The following is a 23,054-nucleotide window of genomic DNA, read 5'->3' on the forward strand; positions in this document are numbered from 1 at the left end:
CGGGGAGTGAGTATGCCTGTATCCGTTGATCTCGAAGGCCTCGAAGGGCTGTCCCGCACCGAGCGGATCGAGTTCCTGCGTCGTCGTATCCGGTCCTCACCTGCGCGTGTGGCCGATGCCCCCGCTCCTGCCGCACCGGTCACCCTCACGGCCACCGCGCCTGCCCCGGATCCTGTGCCGGCCCGGGTCCGCCCGGTTCTCCCGGTCCCGGCGGCGTTGTCGGCGCTGCTCCCCGAGGGTGGGTTGGCCCGCGGCACGGTGGTCTCGGTGTCCGGCGCCGGATCGTTACTGCTCGGGATCCTGGCGTCGGTCACCGGATCGGGACGGCACGCCGCCGTCATCGGCTTGCCGCGGCTGGGACTGTTGGCGGCGTCGGAGATGGGGGCGCATCTGCAGCGGGTGGCGCTGGTCCCGGATCCCGGGCCGGACCCGGTGGAGGTCGCCGCCGTGCTGCTCGACGGCATCGATCTGGTGGTGCTGGGGCTGGGCGGCATGTCGGTGCCGCCGTCGCGAGCGCGGGCGGTGGTCGCTCGGGCGCGCAACAAGGGCGCCACGCTGATCGTCACCGACGGACGCTGGGACGGCGCCGAGCTCCGGTTGGACGCCCGCATCCGCGGGTACGGCGGGCTCGGCTCGGGGGCTCGCACGGGTCACGGCCGGGTGCGCGCCGTGCATCTGGGCGTCGAGGTGCAGGGCCGCGCCGTCCGACCGCGGACCGGTCGGTTGACCTTGACGTCCACGGGCGACGGGGTCGAGTGGGGATCGGCCGATTCCACCGTGTCGCATCAGGATCCGGTGCTGGAAGCGCTGCCGTCGTGAGTACCGATCGTCGGAGCCGGGTGCTGGCTCTGTGGTGCCCCGACTGGCCTGCCGTGGCTGCTGCCGCCGCGGCCGAGATCCCGGCCTCGTCGCCGGTGGCGGTGGTCTCCGCCAATCGCGTCGTCGCCTGCTCCGCGACGGCGCGCGCCGAGGGGGTCCGTCGCGGTGGCCGTCGCCGTGAGTCGCAGGCCCGCTGCCCGGAACTGTATGTGGCGCGGGCGGATCCGGATCGGGACGCGCGGCTGTTCGAGCCGGTCGCCTCGGCGGTGGACGAGGTGGTGCCCGGTATCGAGGTGCTGCGGCCCGGCCTGTTGCTGCTGTCCGCGCGCGGCGCGGCGCGGTACTTCGGTTCGGAGGAGGCCGCGGCGGAGCGGCTGGTGGACACCGTCGCGGCGGTCGGTGTCGAGTGCCAGGTGGGGATCGCCGACGAGGTGTCGACGGCCGTCGTCGCGGCTCGGCACGGCGCGATCGTGCCGCGGGGGAGCGGCGCGCAGTTCCTGGCTCCGCTCCCGGTGGCCGAGTTGTCGGCGGAACCGTCTCTCGCGGCGCCGGACCGGGTGGATCTGGTGGATCTGCTGGTGCGTCTGGGTCTGCGCACGGTGGGGGACTTCGGGGCACTGTCACCGGTGGACGTGGCCTCCCGCTTCGGCACCGACGCGGTCCTCGCGCACCGCAGCGCGCGAGGTGAGCCGGAGCGGCCGCCCTCGGCGCGCGTGCTTCCTCCCGACCTCGAGGTCGAGTACCGCTGCGACCCGCCGATCGATCGCGTCGATGCGGCGGCGTTCGCGGGTCGCGCCCTGGCCGAGCGGCTGCACGTGACGCTGTCGGCCGCGGCCGTGGCCTGCACCCGGTTGCTGGTGCAGGCCACCACGGCCAACGGTGAACACCTCTCCCGCACGTGGCGATGCGCGGAACCGCTCACTCCCGAGGGCACCGCGGATCGCGTGCGATGGCAGCTCGACGGCTGGCTCACCGGCCGCAGTGAGAACAAGCCGACCGCCGGCATCGTCCTGTTGCGTCTCGAGCCGGTGGAGGTGGTGTCGGCGGGTGCGCTGCAGCTGGGACTGTGGGGCGGAGTCGGCGACGAGGACGAGCGGGCCCGCCGTGCCCTGGTGCGGGTGCAGGGTCTGCTGGGCGGCGACGCCGTCCAGGTGGGTGTGCTCAGCGGTGGTCGGGGGCCGGGTGAGCGCGTGACGATGCTGCCGTGGGGCGACGAACCGGTGCCCGATGCGGATCCTTCCGCTCCGTGGCCCGGCCGGTTGCCGTCCCCGTCGCCCTCGGCGCTGATGCCGACGCGTCCGGAGATCGCCGTGACCGACGAGTCGGGCGTCGCGGTGCAGGTCACCGAGCGCGGGATGTTCGATCGCGTACCCGGCCGGGTCGACTGGGGATCACGGAGCTGGGTGTTGCACGGCTGGGCGGGACCGTGGGCGGCGGACGAGCGGTGGTGGGATCTCGGCGCCACCTCCACCGCCCGCCAGGTGGCACGGGCGCAGGTGCTGCTGGAGGACACCCGTGCTCTGCTGGTCCTGCACGACGGTGGACGATGGTTCGTGGAAGGGATCTACGAATGACGGCGGAACGCGCACGGGAACGCACGGGCGAGGCCACGATCCTGCATGCGGACCTCGACTCCTTCTACTCCTCGGTGGAGCAGCGGGACGACCCGTCGCTGCGCGGGCGCCCCGTCATCGTCGGCGGCGGTGTGGTTCTGGCGGCGAGCTACGAGGCCAAGGCCTTCGGCGTGAAGACGGCCATGGGTGGCCGGCAGGCACGGGCTCTGTGCCCGCAGGCGGTGGTGGTGCCGCCCCGGATGGCCGCCTACTCGCAGGCGAGCAAGGACGTGTTCGACGTCTTCGAGAACGTCACCCCGCTGGTCGAGGGCATCTCCATCGACGAGGCCTTCCTCGATGTCACCGGGCTGGCGCGGTTGTCCGGATCGCCGTCGGACATCGCTCGGGACCTGCGTCGCACGGTGGCGGAGGACGTCGGTCTCCCCATCACCGTCGGGGTGGCGCGTACCAAGTTCCTCGCCAAGATCGCCAGTGCCGTCGCCAAACCTGACGGCCTGCTCGAGGTTCCGCCGGACCGTGAGCTCGAGTTCCTGCATCCGCTTCCGGTGGAGCGCATGTGGGGCGTCGGCAGGATCACCGCCGACAAGCTGCACGCGCAGGGCATCCGCACCATCGGTGACCTCGCCGCGCACCGCGAGGGCGCGCTGGCCGCCGTCCTCGGATCTGCCGCCGGTCGGCACCTGCACGCCCTGTCGAACGGTGTCGACGCGCGCCGGGTGAGCACCGGCCGGAGCCGACGGTCGGTGGGCGCCCAACACGCTCTGGGGCGCCGACACAAGACCCCCGCGGACATCGACGCAGCCCTCGTGGGACTGGTCGACCGTGTCACCCACCGCATGCGGAAGGGCCACCGGGCCGGTCGCACGATCACGCTGCGCCTGCGTTTCGACGACTTCACGCGAGCGACGCGATCCACGACGCTGACCCGCGCGACGGCCGACACCCACGTCGTGCTCACCGCGGCGCGATCTCTGCTGAGCGCATCGATGTCGACCATCACGATGCAGGGCCTCACCCTTGTCGGGGTGGCCGTGTCGAATCTGGAGGACGGCGCCGCGATGCAGCTCGAGCTGCCGTTCGAGACGCCGGAGGACGAGCATCCGACCATCGACCGGACGGCCCTGGACGAGGCGCTCGACGGAGTGCAGCGCCGGTTCGGCACCTCCGCGCTCACGCGCGGTGTGCTGCTCGGGCGAGAGGAGCAGACATCGGTGCCCATGCTCCACGAGTGAGAGTCTGCGCTTCTGGGAGGATGGCTCGATGATCATGACGGACGGTGTGGTGGACGCCGAGGGCGTGCGCCTGCACTATCGGGATTCCGGCGGTACCGATGCGCTGGGGTCGCCCGTCGTACTGGTACACGGCATGGGCGGCGACGGCCACACCTGGGACACGTTCGCGCGCACGATGGTTCGGCGGGGTCGCCGTGTCGTCGTTCCCGACCTCCGCGGGCACGGCCGCAGCGGCCGGGCGCAGAGCTACCTGTTCGGCGAGTTCGGCAACGATCTCGAGGCGCTTCTCGATCATCTCTCGCTGACTCGTGTCGACCTCGTCGGCCACTCCCTGGGAGGCCACGCCGCGACGCTCGTCGCCCAACGCCGTCCGACGACGGTGCGCAAGCTCGTGGTCGAGGAGGCTCCACTCCCCATCCGTCCCGGTGACGAGACCCCGTCGATCACGACGAAGTTCCCGTCCGCGCGCGAACTGCTGCACGCTACGACCAGCGTGATCCGACACCCCCGCGCAGTGCTGGCCTTCGATCGGTCGATGACCTCCTCCGCGCTCACCCAGTTCCGCGCCCCTGATCCACTGTGGTGGGATGCGCTGGCGCACATGGAGAGTGACGTGTTGCTGGTGGTCGGTGGTCCCACCGGCATGGTCGACCGCGCACGCCTCGAGGCGATGACGGCGCTGGTACCGCGCAGCCGGGTCGTCGCTGTGGACAGCGGGCACAGTGTGCATCGGGACCGGTTCGCCGAGTTCGACGCCGCGGTCGGCCCGTTCCTCGCCGAGCACCAGGAAACTCCCCGCGCCCTGTGAGGCGTCCAGAACCGCCGGCGTCCTCACCGTCCCTCGCGACGACAGTCGCTACGGTCGGCGCATGACGGCACCCACCCAGCAGTTCACCCCTACCCGGCGCGACGCCGAACTCGCCGGCCGCGCACTGATGTACGCCGTGTCCGAGCTCAGCCTCATCAGGGTCACCGGCCAGGGCGGCGCTGCCTACGCGCAACTGCAGGTGTGCCCGTCGGGTGCGCGCTACCGGTCGGTCGTCGACGGCTTGAGTCCGCGCGCCGCGCGGGAGTTGACCAACGGGTACCACGCCAATTTCCATCACCCCGTGCTGTACGCGGCGGCGCTGAGGCTGGGCGCCGAGCGGCTCGCCGAACTGGTCCCGATGTCGCGGTCACTGCGCGCGGTGCTCGTCGCCGCGCCGGCCGTCGCCGCCACGGCGGACATCACCGAGAACGTCGTCAACCTCTACCTCCACCGCGACACCCGCCGCATCACCGACGCGACCGCGACCGTGTCGAGTGCGCTCAGCATCGTCAAGTGGGGTGGGACGCTGGGACCGTTGGCCTATATGACGGCCGGCTTCTTCCCGATCTGGGGCCGAGCCGTGCGTGATCGGCTCGCACGCGGCCGGTAGACGAGCGCAGCCGCCGAGCGGGCGGCCGGTTACCGTCGTGTCATGACCGTCACCCGGCCCCGCGCGGCGACGCTGTCGTTGCGGAGTCGCATCCGACTTCTCACGGTGAGCGTGGCGGCGCTGGCCGTCGCGATCTGCTCCTTCGTGATCTACATGGTCACCGAGGACGCGCTGCGTGCGCAGCTCTCCGACCGGGTGGGCCGGGACGCCGACAAGTTGATCGCCAGCGATTCCTCGGGGCTCTCTCCGGCGGTCTTCGGCTTCGCTGCCGGACCCCGCGCGGGACGCTATCTGCAGGTGGGCATCGTCAGTGCGGACGGTGACGTGTATTCCGCATCCGGAAGTTTCACTCCGTTCGCCTCGGCCGACGGCGAGCTGGAACCGGTGGTCGCCTCTGTGGTCGCGGGGGAGTCCGATCGCGTCGTCACCGACCTGAACGGCTACGCGGTGGCCATCGAGAAGGCGCCGAGCGGGTCGACGGTCCTGGTCGGAGAGTCCTACCGGTCGCTCGACGGGGTGATGAGCGGGCTGCTCCTCATCTTCGTCACGGTGGGCGGCGCACTGGTGGTGCTGGCCGGGCTGTCGGGGTACCTGGTGGCGCGGACGGGCCTGCGCCCGGTCGGCCGGCTCACCCGCGCCACACGGCGGATCACCGAGACCGGCGACCTCAGTCCGGTGGCCGTGGTGGGTGACGACGAGCTGGCGCACCTCGCCGATCGGTTCAACGACATGTTGGCGGCTCTGCAACGCTCTCGGCTCGCACAGAACCACCTCATCGTCGACGCGGGCACCGAGCTGCTGGCGCCGCTCACCGCACTACGCACCAACATCGAGCTGCTCATCGAGATCGGTGACCCCGACCGTGCACCCGCGGTGCCGTTGGATCAGGACGCGGTGGACCAGCTTCGGCGTGACATCGTCGATCAGCTGGACGAGGTGGCACGCCGTATCCACCGGCTGGTCGACGAGGCGCGGGAGGCGCACACGCGGGACGGATGAGTCAGGTGTCCGCCCGGTAGCGCGCGGGGGGACTACCCACCAGGGCGGTGAAGGCCCGGACGAGATGACTCTGATCCGCGTATCCGAGGTCGGCGGCGAGCGCCGCCCAGTCCACCGTGCCGTCGGTGTGCGCGGCGCCCGCCACGTCCAGGAGTCGGCACCGCTGCACCACCCACTTGGGCCCGACGCCGACATGGTCGGCGAACTGTCTTTGCAGCGTCCGCAGGCTCACTCCCGCACGATCCGCGAGCTGCTGCGCCCGGATGATCGCCGTGTCCGTCTCGGCCAGCTCCACGAGGTCCGCGATGTCGGCGGCCACGGGGTCGGCCGTCGCGGTCCGCTCGATCAGCCACGAGGACAGTCGATCCACACGTGGTGACGTCCGCGTCCGGGTCGAGGAGGAGACCGGCGAGTCGGCGATCGTCGGTGCCCAGCACGTCCGCGACGGTCCCGATCCGATCGGTCATCGAGCTCACGGGCCGGCCGAGAACGGGGCGGAAACCTGCGGGACGGAACGCTGCGGCTACTGTGCGCCCGTCGCCGACGAGGGTGCGCTGGAAGCGATGTCGCATCACGCCGTGCACCAGCAGCCGCGGAGCGCCGTCCCGCGATTCCGCCGTCAGATGGATCACCGGGCGCGGGACGACCTCCTGCACGTGCGGTTCGGGGCAGTGCCACTCCACCCACCAGAAGTAGTCGACGTGGGTCGCGAGGCCGTCGGGAGGGCGGGAGCGGCCGACGGTGATCCGACCCTCCGCACGCGCGGGGTGCAGAATCGCCGACTGCGCGCGTCGGCCTGCTCGGGTCAACGGATCCTCCGTCACGGAGCGAACCGTACCGCTCGGGGTGGCGCGTTTGTTCAAGTCACGGTGCCGATCGTGAGGGAGGCTGAGGTCATGACGACGACGCGACTGGCGATGACGACCCTGGACTGTGCCGAGGTTCCTCCGGTGGCCGAGTTCTGGGCGGCGTTCCTCGGTCTGACACAGACGATGGGCGACGGCGAGAACTACGCCATGCTCGCTCCCTCGAACGGAGGCCCGGCGCTGGGCTTCGGCCGCGTGGACGGCTGTCGGCCACCCGCCTGGCCGAACCCCGACGGGAGCAAACAGTTCCACTTCGACATCGCGGTCCAGGACATCCCGGTGGCCGAGGCCCGTGCGATCGAGCTGGGGGCGACGCTCGCCGAGCCGCAGCCGGGCGAGACGTGGCGCGTTCTCCTCGATCCGGCCGGCCATCCGTTCTGCCTGACGGATGCCGCCAACTGGGGCTGACCACACGCGTGGTGAACTGGCATCGACAGCGATCCCCGACCGAACGGACGTCCCGTGGCCATCACCGCTCTGCTCGAACTGCGTCTCGATCCCGCCCGCCTCGACGAGTCGCACCGCATCATCGACGAGACTCTCGTCGCCACCCGTGCGTTCGAGGGATGCCTCGGTGTGGAGGTGACGGCGGACGTGAAGGATCCGGCGCACGTCGTGATCGTCGAGAGCTGGGACAGCGTCGAGGCCGACGCCGCCTACCGCGCGTTCCGTGCGACTCCGGAGGGCCGCAGCGAACTCGGCTCGATCGTCACCGCGGCACCGGTGCTCACCGTGCTGGCGCCCGTTCGATGACGACGGACGCGACTCTCTCGGTGGCCTTCGTCCAGGCCACTTGGCATCGCGAACTGGTGGACCGGGTGCGCCAGGGTTTCGTGCGGGAGTTCGGGCGTGAAGTGGACACCTTCGAGGTGCCCGGCGCGTTCGAGATTCCGTTGCACGCCAAGCGACTCGCGCTCACGGGCCGGTACTCGGCCGTCGTCGCGGCGGCGCTGGTGGTGGACGGCGGAATCTACCGGCACGAGTTCGTCGAGACGGCCGTCATCGACGGACTCATGCGGGTGCAACTCGACACCGATGTGCCCGTGTTCTCGGTGGTGCTGACCCCGCACCACTTCCACGAGCATGCCGACCACACGAGCTTCTTCGCGGAGCACCTCGAGAAGAAGGGTGTCGAGGCGGCGAGCGCGGTGGTGCGCACACTCGCGTCCCTCGACTCGATCGGCCGCTAGCGGCGGGGTCAGTACTGCCAGACCGAGGGGTCGACGAGCGCGAGCTTGTCCGGTGACCGGATCATGTCGATCCGCGACACCAGGCCCGTCGACGACACCTCGAACGACACGACGCCGAGCAACTCGTCGCCCGCCACGAGCGCGAGTCCCGTTCTGCCGTTCACACGGCACGGACGCACCCGCAGACCGTCGCCCACCTTCGCCGCGATGCCGAGGAGAAACCGCGCGACGTGGTCCGCGCCCGTCACGGGACGCCGTGCGGCCGAGACGACTCCGCCGCCGTCGCTGACCAGAACGACGTCGGGATCCAGCGTCGTCAGCAGATCGGCGAGCACTCCCGTACCGGCGGCACGGGTGAAGTCACGCACCGCGCCGGCATGCAGTTCGGGTGACACGGCGAAACGCGGAGACCCCTCCGTCACGTGCCGCCGTGCGCGAGACGCGAGCTGCCGCACGGCAGTCGGTGTGCGACCCACGATGCGCGCGATCTCGTCGAACGGGACGTCGAACACGTCGTGCAACACCCATGTCGTGCGTTCGGCCGGGGACAGCGTCTCGAGCACCACCATGAGCGCGAAGCGCACGCTCTCGTCGAGCGTCACCCGGTCGGGCGGCGAGTCGGCCGGTCCGACCAACGGCTCGGGCAACCACGGTCCCACGTACGTCTCTCGTCGCACGCGGGCCGACCGCAGCACGTCCAGTGCTGCGCGCGAGACAGCGACCACGGCCCACGCCTCGACGTCGAGAACGGGTGACGTCGCATCGGCTGCGACCAGTTTCGGCCAGCAGTCGGACACGACGTCCTCGGCGTCGGCGTGCGAACCGAGGACGGCGTAGGCGATGCGGACCAGCCGTGGGCGGACGCGGACGAAGTCGTCGGTGACACTCACCGGGTCGAGGCACCCACACGCGCGAGCCACTGATCGAACGTCTCTTCCCCGTGCGCGGCGTCCGGACCGGGAAGGAGCCCACCGTTCGCCATGCCGCGACCCCCGGCGCCCGGCAGCCGCAGGGGGAGGACGAGACGCTTCGATCCACGCGCGCGCAGCAGCCTGCGAGCCAGATCGGGTTGATACTCCGGGCGCGGCCCGGCGTACTCCACGACGGAGGTGAGCGGTGTCCCCACTGCCAGGTCGACGATGTGGACGGCGACCTCCGCGGTGCTGACCGGCTGACTCCGCATCGTCGGGACCATCGCGACCGGACCCGGAGTCATCGCGAGAGCCTGGCCGGTGAACTCGTGGAACTGCGTCGCACGCAGAATCGTCCACGGAACCGTCGACTCGCGTACGAGTTTCTCCTGCAGACGTTTACCGGCGTAGTAGCCGTAGTCGACACGATCGCACCCCACGATGGACAACGCCACGTGGTGCCGGATTCCCGCGCGCTCCCCGGCGGCCAGCAACGTCGATGTGACAGCGCCGAAGAACTTCTCGGACGCGCGCGCCGACATCGTCGTGACGTTCGAGGCGTCGATCACCGCGTCGACGTCCGTCAGTGCGCGGTCGAGCTCCGGGGTCGGCCGCGTGAGATCGATACCGGCCGATCTCGCGAGCACCACGGGAGTGTGTCCTCGGGCCCGCACCTGCTCCACCACGTGCCGCCCCGCTGCGCCCGTTCCGCCTGCCACTGCGATTCGCATGGCGTCATCCTTCCCTCGTGCGGGTCCTCGGTGGAACCCGTTCGAGAGTAGGACGAGAGAGAGCGAGCATCTGTGACATCACCAGTGCGCGCCGGGAACCCATCGTCCGGCCCGCCGCACGACCCGGGGCATCCGGAACTCGCGTCGGTTCTTCTTCGGTGCGCGGGGACCGGACGACCACGAGCTGGTGTCGGTGATTCCCTTGGCGGCGGCGCTGTCCGGATACGCCTTGTAGTACGACGCCAGCACGCGGTCCTTCGAGCGGGGCATCAGCAGGTTGCCCCATTCCGCGGCGGTTCCGGTGGGAACGTCGATGCGCTTGGGCTTCTCGATCAGTGCCCGCATCACCATCGCGGCGGCCTTCTCCGGCGTCTCGACCTTGTTGACGTTCTTGTTGCCGGTCGGGGCGATCATCGGGGTGTCCACGAGGGGCATGTGCACGGTGGTGAACGAGACACCGTCCGCCAATGTCTCCGACGCCGCGACCGAGGTGAAGGCGTCGAGGGCCGATTTGCTCGCCACGTACGCGGCGAAGCGCGGCGGATGGCTCTGCACCGAGGCGCTGCTGATGTTGACGATGTGGCCGTACTTCCGCTCACGCATGTGGGGGAGCAGCGCGAGGATCAGGCGGAGTGCACCGAAGTAGTTGACGGCCATGGTCCGCTCGAAGTCGTGCAGACGGTCGGTCGACAGGGTGAGTGAGCGCCGGATCGATCGGCCCGCATTGTTGACGAGCATGTCGACGTGGTCGTGGTCGCGCAGGACCGCGGCCACGGTCTCGGCGACGGACGCGTCGTCGGTGATGTCGCAGACGTAGCCGTGCGCATCGGCGCCGGTCGCCCGGATCTCCTCCACGACGGCCGTCAGCTTGGCCTCGTCGCGGGCGATGATGATGACGCGCGCGCCTTTGCGGGCCGCAGCGAGAGCGGAGGCCTTACCGATGCCCGAGGAACCGCCGGTGATGACGACGTGTCGGTTCACCAGCGGCCCGGCCGGATCGTCGCGTCGCGCCCGGTATGGGTCGAGATGCGCACGCCAGTACGACCACAGTGCGGGTGCGTACGTGCGGAACTCCGGTACGCGGGCCGCGTTCTCGCCCATCGCCTCGTTCAGTGCGGCACGGGTGAGGGTCGAGTCGAATCGGGTGGGCAGCGTGAGGTGCTCGGCCATGACGGGCGGGATGTCGTAGTTCTCGAACACCGCGTCGCGGGCGGCGACGACATGACGATTGGTCGAGCGGAGCAGCGGCGTGACGACGGAGCCGGGAATGCTCCCCACGGCGCGGGGCGCGCCGGCCGCGTCGGCGAGAGCGGAGTAGACCTCGCGCATCGGTTGCGGACGCGGGTTGACCAGGTGGAACACGCGGCCGTCGAGATCCGGGGCGTGCAGGAGCGCGACCAGCGCGTCGGCGACGTGGTCGACCGGGACGATGTTGGTCGCGCCGAGTGCGGGCACCGTCATCGGCAGGGCCGCGGGCAATTCGGCGAGCAGAGAGATGAGCCGGAAGAGGTAGTACGGGCCGTCGATCTTGTCGATCTCGCCGGTGGTCGAGTCGCCGACCACCGCTGCCGGTCGGTAGACCCGCCAGGTGAGGCCCGGGGTCTCGCGGACCACCTTCTCCGCCTCGAACTTGGTGCGGTGGTAGGGCGTCGGAAAATTCTGACCGAGGTCGAAGTCGTTCTCGGTGAACACCCCTCGATGGTCTCCGGCCACCGCGATGGACGACACGTGGTGCATCGTCGCCCCGAGCAGGACGGCGAGCGCTGCCACGGCCGCGGTGCCCTGCACGTTGGTCGCCTGCTGTTCGTCGCCGGCCGTGAGGTCGTAGACAGCGCCGAGATGCACCACGTGGCCGACGTCGGACAGGGCCGACGCGTCGATACCGAGACCGGGTTCCTCGAGGTCTCCGACCAGCGGGCTGATCCGCTCGCCGCCCGCGGCCCCGTCCGCGAAGGCTCGCAGACGGTCGACCGACCCGGGGCGCACGAGCACGTGCACCGTCGCGCCCGCGTCCCGCTCCAGGATTCTCCGCACGACCGCCCGGCCCAGGAATCCCGTGCCGCCGGTGACCACGTAGTCGCTCATGGCGGGCACCTTACCGCGCAGTAAGAACGGGCGGTGTCAGTGACCGATACCCACCTTCGCGTGGACTCTCCGCATCCAGGCCGGGGCCCACCAGTTTGCTTCGCCCATGAGCTTGACCAGCGACGGGACCAGCAGCATGCGGATGATCGTGGCATCGATGATGAGCGCCAGAATCATGCCGACTCCGAGGAACCGCATGATCGACAGACCCGACAGCGAGAACGCCCCGGTGACGATGATGAGGATCAGCGCGGCCGCGGTCACGATGCGGCCCGTGCGTTGGGCGCCGATGAGCACGGCCTCCTCGGTGGTGGCGCCGGCGGTGCGCGCCTCCACCATGCGGGACATGAGGAACACCTCGTAGTCCGTCGAGAGCCCGAACACGACGGCGAGGATGAGGACCACGAACGTCGCCTCGAGCGGCGCCGGTGTGACGCCGAGCAGTCCGGCGCCGTGTCCCTCCTGGAAGATGAACGTCAGTGCGCCGAACGTCGCCGCCATGCTCAGTCCCGCCATCGCGACGGCCTTCACGGGGAGCACCACGGAGCCGAACGCCAGGAACAGCAGTATCAGCGTCGACACCACCATGATCGTCAGCATCACGGGCAGCCACGTCACGATCGCGTCGTTTCCGTCCAGCACCAGTGCGGCAGCACCGCCGACCCGGAGTTCGGTGCCGTCGGGAGCGGGGATCGCGCGCAGTTGCTCCACGACGTCCTGTTGCGCCTCCTGCGAGACTCCCGACGAGAAGCTCGCGTCGATCACGACGAAGTCGCCGCTGGCGGTACCGAACTGCACGTTCTCGATGCCGTCGATCCCGCGGGCCGCCGTCGTGACGGCATTGATCGCGGGACCGTCGGGACGCGCGGTGTCACCGTCCAGCACGATCGTCGCGCTGTCGCCGGTGCTGCGGAAGTCCGTCGACAAGGTCTCGAAGGCGATCCGGGCAGGATCGTCTGCCGGCAGAGCCGTGTAGGACACCTCGCCGAGTGTGGCCTGGACCAACGGACTCGCGACGATCAGCAGCCCGGCGATGATGAGGGTGGCGACGGCGATCGGTCGCCTCATCACCTTCGTGACGACGGATCCCCAGAACTTCTGGGCGCGGGCGTCGCCGCGGTCGGACGCGGTGCGCGACCAGGTGATGGCGTTGATGCGGTGACCGAGCAGGGTCAGCACCGCGGGCACCGCCGTCAGCGAGAGCAGTGCGGCGCAGCCCACGGCGGCCATGGCGCCGTAGCCGAGCGAGCGGATGATGGCCTGCGGGAACACGAGCATGCCGGCGAACGCGCAGATCAGCAGCAGCCCGGAGAAGACGATGGTGCGTCCGGCCGTGAGCATGGTGCGACGAGCAGCCTCGTCCGCCGACGCGCCGGTGCGCAGCTCCTCCCGGAACCGGCTGACGATGAACAGTCCGTAGTCGATGGCGAGGCCGAGGCCCAGCAGGCTGGCGACGTTGACGGCGAAGGAGCTGATCTCGGTGAACTCGGTGAAGACGCGCAACACGGTGAGGGCGCCCGCCACCGAGAGGACACCGACGATCACGGGCACCGCGGCGGCCACGACACCGCCGAAGATGACGACGAGCAGGACCAGCGTGATGGGTATGGCGATCATCTCCGCGCGCACCAGATCGCTCTGCAGCTGCGTGTTGAAGGAGACGCCCGCGACGGATGCCCCGGCGAACTGCGTCTCGACACCGGGAACCTCGAGCTTCGGCAGCAGTTCGGAGAAGGACGAGACCGTCACGCCCGACGCCGACCCGAGGGTGACCGTGGCCAGGCCCTTGGTGCCGTCGGTGGATTCGAGGAACGGCTGCTGCACCGGGCCGGCAGTCCAGTAGGACGTCACGTCGTCCGGTCCGACCTCGCTGCGGAACGCGTCGAGCACCGGAGTCACGTCCGCACCGATGTCGTCGAGGGTACGACCCTCCGGCGCCGAGTAGATGACGATGATGTCCGGAGCGGCGGTGCCCAGGCCCTGGATCTGCTGCGCGACCTGCACGGCTTCGCTGCCGGGATCCTCGTAACCGCCCTGGCTGAGGCTGCCGAAGACGCCGAGGCCCCAGCTCGCCCCGGCGAGAACGATGACGACCGCGGCGGTGAGGACCCACCTCGGTCGAGACACCACGAACGAAGCCCAGCGCGTCACAGAAGTCTCCATCTCGGTTCCGGTCGAGGATCGACGGTTCAGTGCGACTGTAGTGAACTGTCATGGGGAAGCTCTGAGAGCGGGCGGCAGACCGGGCGGTACAGTTCGGTCATGCGATCAGGGAGCGTGATTCTCGGCCGGCTGACGGTCGCGCTCATGATGCTGGCCCTGGGACTCGTCCTGGTCGTCGTGATCCCGCAACCCGTCGAGGTGGCCGTCGCCGTGACGCTGGCCGTCTCCGCAGTGCTGCTCGCTGCCGCCGTTCTCCGGCCCGACCTGGCGGTGATGCGGCCCGCCACGGGCAGCGGTCCCCCTGCCGACGAACGCCGACTGCGCGGATCGTTCCGCCGTCAGACCCATCCCGCGACGCCGGGTCGTCCCATGCCCCGAGCACCCGGAGCTCTCGCGGAGGCGCAGCCGAGCTGATCGGCGCCGTGCGTCTCCGCACCGACGACACCGTTCACATCTCGGATCGTGGGAGAGAGACCTCATGTTGCACCTGTCCGGCATCACCCGTGCCCACGGAGAGTTCACCGTCTTCCGGCACGTCGACCTCACCGCTCGTCCCGGCTCGGCCTGTGCCGTGGTCGGAGCCAACGGCTCCGGGAAATCGACGCTTCTCCGCTGCGCCGTCGGCGCAGACGACGTCGACGAGGGGCGCGTGCTCCTCGACGGCACCGACCTCGACGAGACCGATCCCGCCACCCGTGCGGCGATCGCGGCCGTCCTCGACGACGGGGCCATGTTTCCTCACCTGTCGGTGCGCGAACATCTGACACTGATCGCCACGGCCCACGCGGTCGACGACGCGGAGGCCGCCGTGGCGGCGATTCTCGACGGTCTCGCCCTGTCCGCCGCTGCCGATCAGCTCCCGGTCACGCTGTCCAGCGGTCAGCGCCGGCGGCTGGTCCTGGCCTCCGCCTTCGTGCGACCTCGTCGTGTCCTCGTCCTCGACGAACCCGAGCAGCATCTCGACTCGGACGGGCGCGCGTGGCTCGCCCGCACACTGGCGGCCGAGAAGGCGGCCGGAGTGGCGGTGCTGCTCGTCTCGCACGACAGGGCGATCGTCGACGCCGTGGCCGACGTCGTCGTGGACGCGGACGCATGGCGATGACGTCCGCCGCCGATCTGCACCGAGAGCTCCGCCGACGCCGACGCGGCACCGAGAGTGCGGTCGAGCAGGTGTCGATCTGGGGTGGCGGCGCCGCGTCGACGGTGGCCCTCGCGCTGTGGGTGCTGTCCGGCCGCGGGACGGGATTCACGCTGGACCCGGTGCTGTCGGCGTCGGCATCGACGGGTGTCGGAATTCTCCTCGCGGCGGCCGCGCTCCATGTTCTACGCGTCGTCGGACCGATCGGTACCGATGCGGCCACGACGCACTGGCTCGTGTCGGCGCCGCTCGATCGGCGCACGCTGCTGCGCGGCAGAGGGCTGGCCTGGACCGGTGCGCTCGTCGTACTCGGAGTGCTGGTCGCTCGCCTGCTGACACTGATCGCGGGTGCGACGTCCTGGTGGCCGTCGGCCGTCGTCGGGGCAGCGGCTGGTGCGCTGGTGGTCGCTCTGGCGATGCTGGGTCAGCAGTCCCGCAGGTGGTCGTTCGCGCTGCCGATGATCGAGCTCGGAACAGTCGTGTCGGCGGGCGTCGCGACGCTCCTACCGCCTCTTCCAGCTGTCGCGTGCGCGACTGTGCTCGCCGTCGCGGCCGTCATCGGATGGTGGGCGGCCGTCTCCCGCCTCGGGCGGATTCGTCGGACGTCCCTGACGTCGGGGGCCGATCTGCTGGCGGCCGGGTCGGCGGGACTGTCCTTCCTCGACATCGGGTTCCTCGTGTCCGCGCTGGAGACCAGGGCCTACCGACGCCGAGGGGCGGTGCGCCCGCGGGGTCGTGCCGAAAGATCGGTCGGCCCGTTCCGCGCCCTGGTGCGGTCCGACCTGATGCGGCATCGCCGGAACACGATGCTGCCGGCGGTCCTGGTGACCGGACTCGGTCTCGTGCTCGCCGCTTCCGTGGTGTCGATGCCCTACTGGGCGGGCGTCGTGGGCCTTCTCGTGGGCTACGTGGCGACGTCGGCGGCCAGCATCGGATTTCGAGACATGATGGCGGACGGGGCATTACGATTCTCCCTCGCCCTGCCGGACCGCACGGTGGCCGGTGCGTTCCTCGTGGTGCCGTCGATCGTGGCCCTCACCGTCGCCGTCACGGTGGCGGCAGCGGTGTCGTGGTGGGCGGGCATCGTGGTCGGGTCGACGATCCTGATCGCCGTGGTCCGGTCCCGCACCGCGCCGCCCCGCGTCTACGACGGCCTCGCCGTGGTGACCATGTTCGGCACGGTGCCGGTCGACGTGATCCGTCAGGTCCTGCGCGGCCCGGGCCTGCTCCTCGTCGGTGCCGTGCTGCTCCTGCTGTGACGGGACGCGATCACTCCAACCCGGCCAGGTCGACGTCGACCCTCGACGGGGGTCGCAGTGCGGTGGTGGTCGCCCATCCGCGGGCGACGAGGCCGGCGTCGCTGTCGTCGTCGTCCCGCGCGTGGATGGCGTCGAAGCGGACGGTGACGAACTCGTCGTCGGTGTCGCCGATCTCCGCCTGGACGGCGCCGAAGGCTGCGAGGTCGGCCGGGCGGATGCCGCGGAGTTCCGACGGTGCGACCGGGGGGATGTTGACGTTGAGGACCCAGTCCGCCGCACCGTGGTCGACGAACCAGTCGAGTGCGCGCTGGGCCACGAGGTGGGCGGTGTCCCAGCTCGAAGCGCCCGCGGCGACCTCACGGTCGACCTGATCGTGGATGTCGCCAGGCGCGGCGAGCGACGCCGTGTCGAGGCCGGCGAGGGACAGGGCCATCGCCGGAACCCCGTGGGTGGACGCGGTGAGGGCCGCCCCCACGGTGCCGGAGTGCAGGACGGCGGAGCCGGTGTTCGGACCGTGATTGATGCCGGACAGCAGGATGTCCGGCCGTGGACCGAAGGCTCCGCGAGTCGCGACGAACGCGATCATGGCGGGCGAGGCCTGCACGGCGAACGCGTCGACATCGAGATCGGCGACCGATGCGCGGGAGAGTACGAGCTGGTCGCGGTTCTGCAGCGCAGACAGCGACGCACTCGCACCGCTGCGCTCCTCGTGCGGCGCCGCCACCACGACGTCGTGACCGGCCTCGAGGGCGACTCGAGTGAGCACGGCGATCCCGTGGCTGTCGATTCCGTCGTCGTTCGTGATGAGCACGCGCACGTGTGCCTCCTGCGAGTGGGTGCAGCCGGTCAGGACGAGAAGGGGCGTACCTCGACCGTGGACATGATGGTCTCGACGAGCCCCAGCTGTCCTGTACCCAGTCCGCGGCGGGTCACGTTGGCGGTGCCGGCGGCGCCGCCGAGGGCGAGTGCCTCCTCGATGGACATGCCGCGGGCGAGTCCGGTGGCGATGCCGGCGCTCATGGAGTCGCCCGCACCATGGTGGTCCGTCTGCTCCAGGTCGGGAGTGACCACCTCGAGCACCGTGCCGTCGACGAGGGCGAGCGCCGGGTCCGCCGCGCGGGAGAGAACTACGATGTCGGCACCCTCGTCGTGCAGGGAGCGCATCGCCTCGATGAGAGCGTCCGGGTCCTCCGACTCCGCGCGCCCGTCCTCGATGAGGTCCTCGTGGCTCATCTTGAGCACGGTGAGACCGCCCTGCAGAGCCGCCGTCGCGGTCGGTCCGGACAAATCTGCGACGACGGGCTTCGACAGCGATCGCAGATCTGTCGTGAGCCGTCGATAGAAGTCTGCGGGCACCACCGACTCGGTGTGCGGGCCCCCCAGCAGCACGATGTCGGACGAGGCTCCGGATTCGAGGGTGATCCCGTAGAGATCGTCGAGCGCGTGCCTGGCCAGGTGCGGGGGATCGATCGTCGCCACCTCGGTGCGGTCGCCGTCGCGCCGGTCGTGGATATAGGACCCGGACTCGTGGCCGATGTCCACGGCACGCACGGTGATGCCCTCGCGGTGGATCAGATCGCGCAGCACGCCCCCGCTCTCGCCGCCGAATGCACCGGTCAGCGTCACGTCCATGCCGAGGTTGGTGGCCATGCGGGCGATCCAGTGGCCCTGGCCGCCGGCGTGCACGTGAAGTTCGGTGTCGCCGTTCGGCGCTGCGTCCAGGGTGATGGTGAGCAGCGGGGACGGCGCGAAGACGGTGGCGGTGGGCGCGTGTTCGGCAGTCGACATCGCCGTGATGTGCCCGTTTCGTCCGTTCCTCAAACGGACTTGCCGTCGGGGGCGGGTGGTGATCCAATGGGAACATACGTTCGAACACAAGTTCTCCAGCAAGCGGACGAGGGTGCGTGATGGGATGGAACGACGGACCGCCCACGTGGACCGAGATGGAGCGGTTGCTCTCGGGCAAGCCTCGTGTCATCGATCCGCTCGCGATGGGCGACGGCGGTGACAGTCCGGCGTGGTCGCGCAAGCGGGATCCCTACGAGGGTGCGGTGGTGCGGCCGCGTGACACCGTTCCCTACGCGGAACTGCACGCCCACTCGTCCTTCAGCTTTCTCGACGGAGCCTCCCAGCCGGAGGAGATGGTCGAGGAGGCCGTACGGCTGGGTCTGGACGCCATCGCGCTGACCGATCACGACGGCATGTACGGCGTCGTGCGCTTCGCCGAAGCGGCGCGCGAGCTGGACATGAAGACGGTCTTCGGCTCCGAACTCTCCCTGGGGGAGACGGGTATGCCGACCGAATCACGCACCGGCGCAGCCGATCCGGACGGCACTCATCTGCTGGTACTCGCTCGTGGGCAGGAAGGCTACCGACGTCTCTCCCGGGAGATCGCCACCGCCCATCTCGCCGGGGGTGAGAAGGGGCGTCCGCGCTACGACATCGATGCGCTGGCCGACGCAGCGGGTGGGCACTGGCAGATCCTGACGGGGTGCAGGAAGGGCAGTGTGCGGCGTGCGCTGACCGAGAGCGGGCCGGCGGCGGCAGAGCAGGCACTACGGGAACTCGTCGACAGGTTCGGTCGGGACCGGGTCACGGTGGAGCTGACCCGTCAGGGAATCGCGGAGGACGACGACCGCAACGACGTCCTCGCGGACATCGCCGCGCGTCTCTCGCTCCCGGTCATCGCCACCACGTCGGCGCACTTCGCGCGGCCCGGCCGTCGGCGACTGGCCATGGCGATGGCGGCGGTGCGCTCGCGCCGCAGCCTCGACGACGCGTCGGGCTGGCTTCCGCCTCTCGGTGGGACGCACCTGCGCTCCGGCGCAGAAATGGCGCAGTTGTTCTCCGCCTATCCCACCGCCGTGTCCCACGCCGCGGCGCTGGGGGAGGAGTGCGCGTTCGACCTGCACCTCATCGCGCCGCAGCTGCCGCCGTTCGACGTGCCGGAGGGCCACACCGAGATCACGTGGCTCCACGAGTTGACGATGCGCGGGGCCGAGCGACGCTACGGTCGACGCGAGGACGAACCTGCGGCCTACGCCCAGATCGACCGCGAACTCGCCGTCATCACCGAACTCGACTTCCCCGGCTACTTCCTCGTGGTCCACGACATCGTCGACTTCTGCAAGCGGGCCGACATCCTGTGTCAGGGGCGAGGATCCGCGGCGAACTCTGCTGTCTGCTATGCCATCGGCATCACCAACGTCGACCCCGTGCGTAACGGGTTGCTGTTCGAACGGTTCCTCTCCGTCGAGCGCGACGGCCCACCCGACATCGACGTGGACATCGAATCCGACCGTCGGGAAGAGGCCATCCAGCACGTCTACGCCAAGTACGGGCGCGGGTACGCGGCGCAGGTGGCCAACGTGATCACCTATCGCGGCAAGTCCTCCGTGCGGGACATGGCCCGAGCGCTGGGTGCATCGCAAGGGCAGCAGGACGCGTGGAGTAAGCAGATCACCCGCTGGTCCGGCGTGCCGGGCCGCGACCTGTCTGCCGAGGCCCGCGAGACCACGATCCCGCTGCCGGTGCTGGAGCTGGCCGCGCAGATCGAGAACTTCCCGCGGCATCTCGGCATCCACTCCGGCGGCATGGTGATCTGCGATCGGCCGATCGCCGACGTGTGCCCCGTCGAGTGGGCGCGCATGGAGAACCGCACCGTGCTGCAGTGGGACAAGGATGACTGTGCCGCAGTGGGTCTGGTGAAGTTCGACATGCTCGGTCTCGGCATGCTCTCGGCGCTGCACTACATGATCGACCTGGTGAAGGAGCACAAGGGACTGCACGTCGACCTCGCCGAACTCGATCTCGGCGAGGCCGCGGTCTACGAGATGCTGCAGCGCGCCGATTCGGTCGGTGTCTTCCAGGTGGAGTCGCGGGCCCAGATGGCGACGCTCCCTCGCCTCAAGCCGCGGGAGTTCTACGACCTGGTCGTCGAGGTCGCCCTCATCAGACCCGGTCCGATCCAAGGACATTCGGTGCATCCCTACGTCCGGCGACGTAACGGACTCGAGCCCGTGACGTTCGACCATCCCTCGCTCGAACGTGCTCTCGAACGCACACTGGGTGTCCCGTTGTTCCAGGAACAGTTGATGCAGATGGCCGTCGACGTCGCGGGGTTCTCGGCCACCGAGGCGGACCAACTGCGTCGGGCCATGGGGTCCAAGCGCAGTCCGGAGAAGATGGACCGCATGCGTCAGCGTTTCTACGACGGGATGCGCGACCTGCACGGCATCACCGGCGCCAAGGCCGACCGCATCTTCGACAAGCTCTACGCCTTCGCCAATTTCGGCTTCCCCGAGAGTCATTCGCAGAGCTTCGCGTCGCTGGTCTTCTACTCGTCGTGGTTCAAGCTGCATCACCCGGCGGCGTTCTGTGCCGGGCTGCTCCGCGCCCAGCCGATGGGTTTCTACTCGCCGCAATCGTTGGTGGCCGACGCTCGACGGCACGGTGTCCTGGTGCACGGGCCCGACGTCCGTGCCAGTCTCGCCCATGCCACGGTCGAGAACGACGGCACCGAGGTGCGCCTCGGATTGTCCGACGTGCGGTCCATCGGGACGGCGTTGGCCGAGAAGATCGTGGCGGCGCGGGAGTCCGGCGGGCAGTTCACGTCTCTGCTCGATCTCACCGGACGTGTCGAACTCTCCGTCACGCAAGCAGAGTCCCTCGCCACCGCCGGCGCCCTGGCGTGTTTCGGTGTGACACGTCGAGAGGCGCTGTGGGCAGCCGGTGCCGCCGCAGCCGAACGCCCCGATCGACTCCCGGCGCTGGGTGCGTCCACCCGCGCGCCGTCGCTCCCGGGAATGAGTGCGTGGGAGTTGGCCGCCGCGGACATCTGGGCCACCGGTGTCTCGCCCGACAGCTACCCCACCCAGTTCCTGCGCGAGCGGCTCGACGAGATGGATGTCGTCCCCGCCGACCGCCTGCTGTCGGTGGCCGACGGAGATCGGGTGCTCGTGGCCGGGGCGGTCACCCACCGCCAACGTCCGGCCACCGCGGCGGGCGTCACGTTCATCAACCTCGAGGACGAGACGGGGATGATCAACGTGGTCTGCTCGGTGGGACTGTGGCAGAAGTACCGCTCGGCGGCGCAGTTGTCGCAGGCCCTGTTCATCCGGGGCATCGTGCAGAACGCCGAGGGCGTCGTGACGCTGGTGGCCGACAAGCTCGAGACGCTGGACCTCCGCGTCCTCCTGCGTTCGCGAGACTTCCGCTGATCCTTCGGTCTGTCCCGACCGTCAGACGCTGCCCTCGAAGTCGCATTGACGCCACGCCTCGTAGACCACGACCGACGCGGCGTTGGTGATGTTCATCGACCGGCGCCCCGCCAGCATCGGAATACGTAGGCGGTCGGTCACGTGCTCGTCGGCCAGTACCTCCGGTGCGAGGCCGGTGGGCTCGGGCCCGAACAACAACACGTCGCCGGGCTGGTACGACACCGACGCGTAGGACGTGGTGGCATGGGCGGTGAAGGCGAAGACCCGCTCGGGCGCGAGGGTGTCCCACGCCGCCTCGAGGTTCGGGTGCACCGTGACCGACGCCAGGTCGTGGTAGTCGAGGCCGGCGCGCCGCAGCTTGGGCTCGGACAGGTCGAAGCCGAGCGGTTCGATCAGGTGCAGCTCACACCCCGTACCGGCGACCAGGCGGATGGCGTTTCCCGTGTTCTGCGGGATACGCGGTTCGTGGAACATCAGACGGAACACCTGATCAGACTGCCACGTCCCACCCACCTGCCCGAGCGTGGGAAACTATGTGGCGTGACCGCAACGCGACTGGACGGCAAACTCACCCGCGACGAGATCTTCGTCGACCTCACCGCGCGCGTGACGGCGCTGCGGGAGCGCGGCGTGACACCCGGGCTCGGCACCGTGCTGGTGGGCGACGACCCCGGCTCCGCTGCCTACGTGCGCGGCAAGCACAACGACTGCGCCAAGGTGGGCATCGCCTCCCTGCGACGCGACCTGCCCGCGGACGTCTCGAGCGAGGAACTCGACGCCGTCATCGACGGACTGAACGCGGATCCGGCGTGCACCGGCTACATCGTGCAGTTACCGCTGCCGAAGCACCTCGACGAGAACCGCGCCCTCGAGCGCGTCGATCCGGAGAAGGACGCCGACGGCCTCCATCCCGTGAACCTCGGCCGCCTGGTGCTGGGCGAGGACTCCACCCTGCCGTGCACTCCGCGCGGGATCGTGCACCTCCTGCGTCGGTACGACGTTCCGATCGCCGGAGCCCACGTCGTCGTGGTTGGACGCGGAGTCACTGTCGGCCGGCCACTCGGTCTGATCCTCACGCGACGCTCCGAGAACGCCACGGTGACGCTGTGCCACACCGGTACCCGTGACCTGGCCACCGAGGTGCGGCGGGCCGACATCGTCGTCGCCGGCGCCGGTGTCGTCGGGCTCATCACCCCGGACATGATCAAGCCCGGTGCCGCTGTGATCGACGTCGGTGTCTCACGCACCGACGACGGACTGCGCGGCGACGTGGCCGACGGTGTCGACGAGGTCGCCGGCTTCCTGTCCCCGAACCCCGGCGGCGTCGGACCCCTCACGCGCGCGTTCCTGCTGAGTAACGTCGTCGAGCGCGCGGAGCGCATGCTGGCCGCATCGGAGTCGGTCTCGTCATGAGAGGCCGGCTCGGGTCGGCTGTCGGGGGACCGACGCG

At 70.0% G+C, this 23,054-nt stretch carries 22 protein-coding genes and 1 pseudogene; 14 read left to right on the forward strand and 9 right to left on the reverse strand.

Annotated features, from left to right (window positions below; translation table 11 throughout):
• The first annotated feature begins 12 nt into the window (after window positions 1-12).
• The 6 genes from HQ325_RS08745 to HQ325_RS08770 all read left to right on the forward strand — a co-directional run bounded on the left by HQ325_RS08745 (window position 13) and on the right by HQ325_RS08770 (window position 6,042).
• Entirely contained in the window at window positions 13-819 is an 807-nt protein-coding gene (locus HQ325_RS08745) for a hypothetical protein (RefSeq protein ID WP_222628088.1), read from the forward strand.
• Window positions 816-2,393 (forward strand): DNA polymerase Y family protein, encoded by a 1,578-nt coding sequence (locus HQ325_RS08750; protein WP_222628090.1) that lies wholly within the window; start codon window positions 816-818, stop codon window positions 2,391-2,393. Before HQ325_RS08745 ends, HQ325_RS08750 begins: the two co-directional genes overlap by 4 nt.
• Window positions 2,390-3,625, forward strand: a complete 1,236-nt coding sequence (gene dinB, locus HQ325_RS08755; RefSeq protein WP_222628092.1) for a DNA polymerase IV — start codon at window positions 2,390-2,392, stop codon at window positions 3,623-3,625. Before HQ325_RS08750 ends, dinB begins: the two co-directional genes overlap by 4 nt.
• Window positions 3,626-3,653: 28 nt before the next feature.
• Window positions 3,654-4,433 carry an alpha/beta fold hydrolase gene (locus HQ325_RS08760; RefSeq protein WP_222628094.1) on the forward strand — a complete coding sequence of 260 codons (780 nt, stop codon included), beginning with the start codon at window positions 3,654-3,656 and terminating at the stop codon, window positions 4,431-4,433.
• Between the two features lie 61 nt (window positions 4,434-4,494).
• The gene (locus HQ325_RS08765) at window positions 4,495-5,043 is read left to right on the forward strand and encodes a hypothetical protein (RefSeq protein WP_222628096.1); all 549 of its coding nucleotides are present in this window, start codon (window positions 4,495-4,497) and stop codon (window positions 5,041-5,043) included.
• A 42-nt stretch (window positions 5,044-5,085) separates the two neighbouring features.
• Window positions 5,086-6,042: a sensor histidine kinase gene (locus tag HQ325_RS08770; RefSeq protein ID WP_222628098.1), complete on the forward strand. Its 957-nt coding sequence runs from the start codon at window positions 5,086-5,088 to the stop codon at window positions 6,040-6,042.
• A 1-nt stretch (window position 6,043) separates the two neighbouring features.
• Here the strand turns inward: HQ325_RS08770 and HQ325_RS08775 are convergent, their stop codons facing one another.
• Both HQ325_RS08775 and HQ325_RS22775 read right to left on the reverse strand, forming a co-directional pair.
• Entirely contained in the window at window positions 6,044-6,412 is a 369-nt protein-coding gene (locus tag HQ325_RS08775; protein WP_222628100.1) for a helix-turn-helix domain-containing protein, read from the reverse strand.
• A 145-nt stretch (window positions 6,413-6,557) separates the two neighbouring features.
• Window positions 6,558-6,866: pseudogene (locus tag HQ325_RS22775) on the reverse strand (DUF6597 domain-containing transcriptional factor); the annotation flags it as partial.
• A 72-nt stretch (window positions 6,867-6,938) separates the two neighbouring features.
• Here HQ325_RS22775 and HQ325_RS08780 point away from each other — a divergent pair.
• Genes HQ325_RS08780 through HQ325_RS08790 form a run of 3 tightly spaced genes read left to right on the forward strand, consistent with a single transcriptional unit; the run spans window position 6,939 to window position 8,098 of the window.
• Window positions 6,939-7,316: a VOC family protein gene (locus tag HQ325_RS08780; RefSeq protein ID WP_222628101.1), complete on the forward strand. Its 378-nt coding sequence runs from the start codon at window positions 6,939-6,941 to the stop codon at window positions 7,314-7,316.
• A gap of 54 nt (window positions 7,317-7,370) precedes the next feature.
• Complete coding sequence (locus HQ325_RS08785; protein ID WP_222628102.1) at window positions 7,371-7,661, forward strand: antibiotic biosynthesis monooxygenase family protein; 291 nt, start codon at window positions 7,371-7,373, stop codon at window positions 7,659-7,661.
• Window positions 7,658-8,098 carry a 6,7-dimethyl-8-ribityllumazine synthase gene (locus tag HQ325_RS08790; RefSeq protein WP_222628103.1) on the forward strand — a complete coding sequence of 147 codons (441 nt, stop codon included), beginning with the start codon at window positions 7,658-7,660 and terminating at the stop codon, window positions 8,096-8,098. The genes HQ325_RS08785 and HQ325_RS08790 overlap by 4 nt, the downstream gene beginning before the upstream one ends.
• An 8-nt stretch (window positions 8,099-8,106) precedes the next feature.
• On the opposite strand, the gene sigJ is transcribed toward HQ325_RS08790, so the two are convergent.
• The 4 genes from sigJ to HQ325_RS08810 all read right to left on the reverse strand — a co-directional run bounded on the left by sigJ (window position 8,107) and on the right by HQ325_RS08810 (window position 13,976).
• Window positions 8,107-8,988: an RNA polymerase sigma factor SigJ gene (sigJ, locus tag HQ325_RS08795; protein WP_222628104.1), complete on the reverse strand. Its 882-nt coding sequence runs from the start codon at window positions 8,986-8,988 to the stop codon at window positions 8,107-8,109.
• Entirely contained in the window at window positions 8,985-9,740 is a 756-nt protein-coding gene (locus HQ325_RS08800; RefSeq protein ID WP_222628105.1) for an SDR family oxidoreductase, read from the reverse strand. The genes sigJ and HQ325_RS08800 overlap by 4 nt, the downstream gene beginning before the upstream one ends.
• 78 nt (window positions 9,741-9,818) lie before the next feature.
• Complete coding sequence (locus HQ325_RS08805) at window positions 9,819-11,825, reverse strand: SDR family oxidoreductase (RefSeq protein WP_222628107.1); 2,007 nt, start codon at window positions 11,823-11,825, stop codon at window positions 9,819-9,821.
• 36 nt (window positions 11,826-11,861) lie between these two features.
• Entirely contained in the window at window positions 11,862-13,976 is a 2,115-nt protein-coding gene (locus HQ325_RS08810; RefSeq protein WP_222628109.1) for an MMPL family transporter, read from the reverse strand.
• A 111-nt stretch (window positions 13,977-14,087) separates the two neighbouring features.
• Here HQ325_RS08810 and HQ325_RS08815 point away from each other — a divergent pair, with 111 nt between their 5' ends.
• The 3 genes from HQ325_RS08815 to HQ325_RS08825 all read left to right on the forward strand — a co-directional run bounded on the left by HQ325_RS08815 (window position 14,088) and on the right by HQ325_RS08825 (window position 16,385).
• A complete protein-coding gene (locus tag HQ325_RS08815) occupies window positions 14,088-14,402 on the forward strand; it encodes a DUF6412 domain-containing protein (protein WP_261777762.1) in 315 nt (104 codons plus the stop codon).
• Between the two features lie 64 nt (window positions 14,403-14,466).
• Window positions 14,467-15,090: an ABC transporter ATP-binding protein gene (locus tag HQ325_RS08820; protein WP_222628111.1), complete on the forward strand. Its 624-nt coding sequence runs from the start codon at window positions 14,467-14,469 to the stop codon at window positions 15,088-15,090.
• The gene (locus tag HQ325_RS08825) at window positions 15,081-16,385 is read left to right on the forward strand and encodes a DUF6297 family protein (protein ID WP_222628113.1); all 1,305 of its coding nucleotides are present in this window, start codon (window positions 15,081-15,083) and stop codon (window positions 16,383-16,385) included. Before HQ325_RS08820 ends, HQ325_RS08825 begins: the two co-directional genes overlap by 10 nt.
• 10 nt (window positions 16,386-16,395) lie before the next feature.
• Here HQ325_RS08825 and surE read toward each other — a convergent pair whose 3' ends face one another.
• Together surE and HQ325_RS08835 are read right to left on the reverse strand one after the other, a co-directional pair.
• Window positions 16,396-17,202, reverse strand: coding sequence for a 5'/3'-nucleotidase SurE (gene surE / locus HQ325_RS08830; protein WP_222628115.1), 807 nt, complete (start codon window positions 17,200-17,202; stop codon window positions 16,396-16,398).
• Between the two features lie 29 nt (window positions 17,203-17,231).
• Window positions 17,232-18,173: a 1-phosphofructokinase family hexose kinase gene (locus HQ325_RS08835; protein WP_222628117.1), complete on the reverse strand. Its 942-nt coding sequence runs from the start codon at window positions 18,171-18,173 to the stop codon at window positions 17,232-17,234.
• Between the two features lie 119 nt (window positions 18,174-18,292).
• Between HQ325_RS08835 and HQ325_RS08840 the strand changes: the two genes are divergently transcribed.
• Window positions 18,293-21,604 carry an error-prone DNA polymerase gene (locus tag HQ325_RS08840; RefSeq protein WP_222628119.1) on the forward strand — a complete coding sequence of 1,104 codons (3,312 nt, stop codon included), beginning with the start codon at window positions 18,293-18,295 and terminating at the stop codon, window positions 21,602-21,604.
• Window positions 21,605-21,625: 21 nt separating this feature from the next.
• Here HQ325_RS08840 and HQ325_RS08845 read toward each other — a convergent pair whose 3' ends face one another.
• Entirely contained in the window at window positions 21,626-22,090 is a 465-nt protein-coding gene (locus HQ325_RS08845) for a tRNA (cytidine(34)-2'-O)-methyltransferase (protein WP_222628121.1), read from the reverse strand.
• Between the two features lie 54 nt (window positions 22,091-22,144).
• Between HQ325_RS08845 and HQ325_RS08850 the strand changes: the two genes are divergently transcribed.
• Window positions 22,145-23,017, forward strand: a complete 873-nt coding sequence (locus tag HQ325_RS08850) for a bifunctional methylenetetrahydrofolate dehydrogenase/methenyltetrahydrofolate cyclohydrolase (RefSeq protein ID WP_222628124.1) — start codon at window positions 22,145-22,147, stop codon at window positions 23,015-23,017.
• Window positions 23,018-23,054: the final 37 nt, after the last annotated feature.

The sequence above is a fragment of the Rhodococcus sp. BP-349 genome (assembly GCF_019835845.1).
Classification (GTDB): domain Bacteria; phylum Actinomycetota; class Actinomycetes; order Mycobacteriales; family Mycobacteriaceae; genus Rhodococcoides.